Raw genomic sequence first — 4,282 nt, 5'->3', positions numbered from 1 at the left:
AATTATATAAAATTTAATTATTTTTATACTTTAAGCACTATATTGACTTTTTTTTAATCTCTACGCAACAACGCCTTGCGAGCAGGCATTGTTGCATGGACCTGTTTATCCGTCATTGCGAGGAAAAATTGAAAATTTTGACGAAGCAATCCAGTAAAAATTCTTAATTTACAGAATTCTTTTAATTATTTCCTGGATTGCCGCGCCGCTTCGCTCCTCGCAATGACGGTCAGGTGTCCACACGAGCAATGCCTTGCGAGAATGACATAAAGAGTCACGCACTAGTTAATCGTTTTATTATCTCTTCCCGATCAATCAAAGGTAAAACTCCTGCAATTTCCGGCCCTGATTCTCTGCCGGTTAAAGCAAGGCGAAGAGGCAGAAATAACTCCTTACCTTTCTTGCCTGTTATATTTGTTATTTCTTTAGTCCAAATACTCCAGCTATCTTTGATAATTTCCCCTTGCGGTAATAATTCTGCTGCTTGTTTTAAATATTCTTTATCTAAATTTAGAATTTTTACATTCGGAGTTTTATGACAAATCTCCCACCAATCTTTTACATCACGTAATTTTTGTAAATTGGGTCTTACCGATAACCAAAAATTTTTATCAATATACTCGGCATCGATTTCTTTAAGGCGGTCTTTTACTTCGTCAAAATCTAAACTTATTAATAATTTATGATTTAATCTTTCCAAATCTTCCGGTTGATAGATAGTCGGGCTTTTAGAAAAACTACTTACCTCAAATTGATTTGCTAGCTTCTCCATTGATTTATAAGGCAAGATTTGTGCCGATGAACCAAGTAAACTAAAAAAGCTAGCTATTGCCATAGCTTCGATTCCGATTTCTTTTCTAAGAGTTGCAATCTCAAATCCCCCGACTCTTTTAGAAATTTTCTCATCCTTGTTAATAATTAGGCTTAAATGTCCAAAAGTCGGAGGAGTAGTATTTAAAGCCTCAAACATTTGAATTTGAATAGCGGTATTGCTAACGTGATCTTCGCCCCTAATAATATGAGTAATCTCATAATCAATATCGTCAATAACCGAGCATAACATATAGGTCATACTACCGTCTGCTCTTATCACTATTGGATCGCTTAAAGCCTTACCGTCATATTTAACTTCGCCTTTGATCATATCATGCCAGCTAATAGGTTCATGATTTACCAAAAATCTATAATGCGGTTTTCTTCCTTGCTCTATATATTTGTGTGTTTGTTCTTCTGTTAGATTTAAGCTAGCTCGATCATAAATCGGCGGTAATCCCTTAGATAATTGAAATTTACGCTTTAATTCTAACTCTTCCGGAGTCTCATAGCAGGCATATAATCTTTTTTTGTCTAATAATAGATTTTTGATTTCATCATATCTACTTAAACGACTTAATTGATTAAATGTCTGATCCCAATTAAGATTTAAAAATTTTAAATCTTCTTCTATAGCGTCTTTATATTCCTGTTTACTACGCTCTAAATCTGTATCGTCAAATCTTAAAATAAACTGCCCGTTATGCTTCTTTGCATATAGCCAGTTAAGCAATGCTGCCCTGATATTTCCAACATGTAACATACCGGTCGGCGACGGAGCAAATCGTGTTATAATTTTTGTCATTTTTACTTATTTTTTCCATTATTTGTATCCTTTTATGTCATTCCCGCGGAAGCGGGAATCCAGCCACTAAAAAGTCTTAATCACTAAATTTTTAAAATTTAAAGCTCGATTTATCTCGCTTTATGCTGGATTCCTGCTTTCGCAGGAATGACATTAATTAAGTCACGGGGTGATACTAAACTATTTAAGCCCGTTTCTTTTCTAACTTCGCTTTATTATCTTCAATTAATTTCATCGCATCATCTAAGCTTAAATTTAGAAAATCATATTTTTTAGGTATTGAAATAAATTTACCCATATATTTTATGTAAGGACCGAATTTACCGTATCCTATCATAATTTCCTCGCCACTATCTTTATGAATACCTATTTTTAGCGGTAAGCTTAGAAGCTTTAATGCCATTTCAAGCGTGATGTCGTTTTGATTTAAGCTAGCAGGCACGGGGCTACGTTTTGGCTTTACTTTGCCTTCTTGTTCGCCGAGCTGAACATAAGGTCCGTAAGGTCCTTTTTTCAGATATATTTCTATTCCGTCTTTATCAGTGCCTAAAATTTTATTCTCATTAGGAGTAGCGGCAAAATCGCCTTCATTTTCGTTATTATCGTTATCGCTAACAATAGATTTTCTAAAAGTGCATTCAGGGTAATTACTACATGCTAAAAACGCTCCGAACTTACCGAGCTTTAAGCTAAGCTCGCCTGTTTTACATGAAGGACAAGCTTTAGATTCTTTATTTTCACCGAACAAGTGATAATCAAGAGCTTTCTGTACATAGCTAATAATCTCGGTGATTTTTTGCTCATTTACCGATTCAATATTATGGTTAAAACCGCTCCAAAAATTATTTAAAGCAGCTTTCCACTCAAGCTTACCTGCAGCTATTTCATCTAACTCATTTTCAAGACCTGCGGTAAAATCATATTCTACATATTTCTTGAAAAAACCGACTAAGAATACCGTTACCAAACGTCCTAATTCTTCAGGCATAAATCGCTTTTTCTCAAGAGAGACATATTTTCGATCTTGTAAAACCGATAAAATACTAGCATAGGTCGAAGGGCGACCGATCCCAAGCTCTTCAAGTTTTTTCACTAAGCTTGCTTCCGAATATCTTGGAGGAGGTTCTGTAAAATGCTGGTTCGGAATAATTTCTTTAGTTTTAAGCGGTTCTTGTTCTTTTAAAGACGGCAGCATTTTATTTTCTTCTTCAGCCTCATCGTCCACACTTTCACGATAAACCGTATAAAACCCGTCAAATGTTATAGTTGATCCGTTTGCTTTTGCCAAATATTCTTTATTTTCCGAAGCTAAACTTGCAACTACCAAATCCATTATCACATTTTCCATTTGGCAGGCTATAGTCCTTTTCCAAATTAGTTCATAAAGCTTATAATAATCCTTTTCCAGCTTTTCTTTTAAGCTATCAGGAGTATAAGTAATATTTGTCGGTCTTATAGCTTCATGAGCTTCTTGAGCATTTTTTACTGTGGATTTATAAATTCTAGGGCTATTCGGTAAATACTTGTCACCGTAATTTTTATCGATTAACTTACGTATATCAGCTATTGCATCATTTGATAATGTAACGCCGTCAGTTCTCATATAGGTAATAAGCCCTATAGTTTCCTTACCTATGTCAACGCCCTCATAAAGTTTTTGTGCTATTTGCATAGTCTTTTTAGCACTAAAACCTAATTTTCTTGCTGCTTCTTGTTGTAGTGATGAAGTAATAAAAGGAGGTTGCGGTGCACGTTTTTGTTGTTTCTTTTCTATCTTATCAACATGAAAATTTTGAGATTTTAATTTTTCGGTTAAATCTTTGGCGTCTTTTTCGTTAATAATTGAGAATTTTTCTAACTTCTGATCGTTTACGTGAGTCAATTTAGCAGTAAATAATTCATTATTACTATTTTGCATTTTAAGGCTAATATCCCAATATTCTTCCGACTTAAAACGCTCTATTTCATCTTCTCGCTCACATATTAATCGCAGAGCCACGGATTGTACACGCCCCGCCGATTTACATCCAGGTAATTTACGCCATAAAAGAGGTGAAAGGGTAAAGCCGACTAAATAGTCTAAAGCTCTTCTTGCTTGCTGGGCATTTACTAAGTTAGCGTCAAGTTTTCTAGGATTCTCAACGGCATGAATAATTGCTTTTTTAGTGATTTCATTAAAGGCTACCCTTTTGAAAAAATCATCGGATTTAACCTTATTTTTTTCTTTTATTACCTCTGCAACATGCCACGAGATAGCTTCACCCTCACGATCCGGATCGGTTGCAAGATATACTGCATCAGCTTTTTTTGCATCTTTAACTATGGCATCTACATATTTACCTGCTTTATCGGAAATATCATATTTCATCGCAAAATTTTCATCAGGTAACACTGAGCCTTTTTTAGAAGGTAAATCTCTAATATGACCGAATGATGCAATGACCTTAAACTCATCACCTAAATATTTATTTATCGTTTTTGCCTTTGCAGGCGATTCTACTATTACTAATTTCATCGATGGTTATTTTTCATTGTAAAATAATTATTCTATTATTATTTGCCCTACTCTTTACTATGTCATTCCCGTGAAGCATTGTTGCGTAGATCTGCTTTTCGTCACTGCGAGAAGAACTACGTAGTAATTCGACGAAGCAATCCAGTAAA

Annotated in this window: 2 protein-coding genes; both read right to left on the bottom strand. The window is 34.8% G+C overall.

What is annotated here, in order from left to right:
- Positions 1-274: 274 nt before the first annotated feature.
- The gene (gene gltX / locus KYQ89_RS04095) at positions 275-1,618 is read right to left on the bottom strand and encodes a glutamate--tRNA ligase (protein ID WP_218460525.1); all 1,344 of its coding nucleotides are present in this window, start codon (positions 1,616-1,618) and stop codon (positions 275-277) included.
- 184 nt (positions 1,619-1,802) lie between these two features.
- Positions 1,803-4,133, bottom strand: a complete 2,331-nt coding sequence (gene topA, locus KYQ89_RS04090; RefSeq protein WP_218460524.1) for a type I DNA topoisomerase — start codon at positions 4,131-4,133, stop codon at positions 1,803-1,805.
- Between the last annotated feature and the right edge of the window lie 149 nt (positions 4,134-4,282).

The sequence above is a fragment of the Rickettsia sp. TH2014 genome, assembly GCF_019249195.1.
GTDB lineage: Bacteria > Pseudomonadota > Alphaproteobacteria > Rickettsiales > Rickettsiaceae > Rickettsia > Rickettsia felis.
The sequence above is the reverse complement of the archived record's forward strand: the minus strand, read 5'-3'. Positions and strand labels throughout refer to the sequence as shown.

Coding starts and splice junctions, on each gene's coding strand:
- gltX (WP_218460525.1), bottom strand. CDS start 1,618: ATGACAAAAATTATAACACGATTTGCTCCGTCGCCGACCGGTATGTTA.
- topA (WP_218460524.1), bottom strand. CDS start 4,133: ATGAAATTAGTAATAGTAGAATCGCCTGCAAAGGCAAAAACGATAAAT.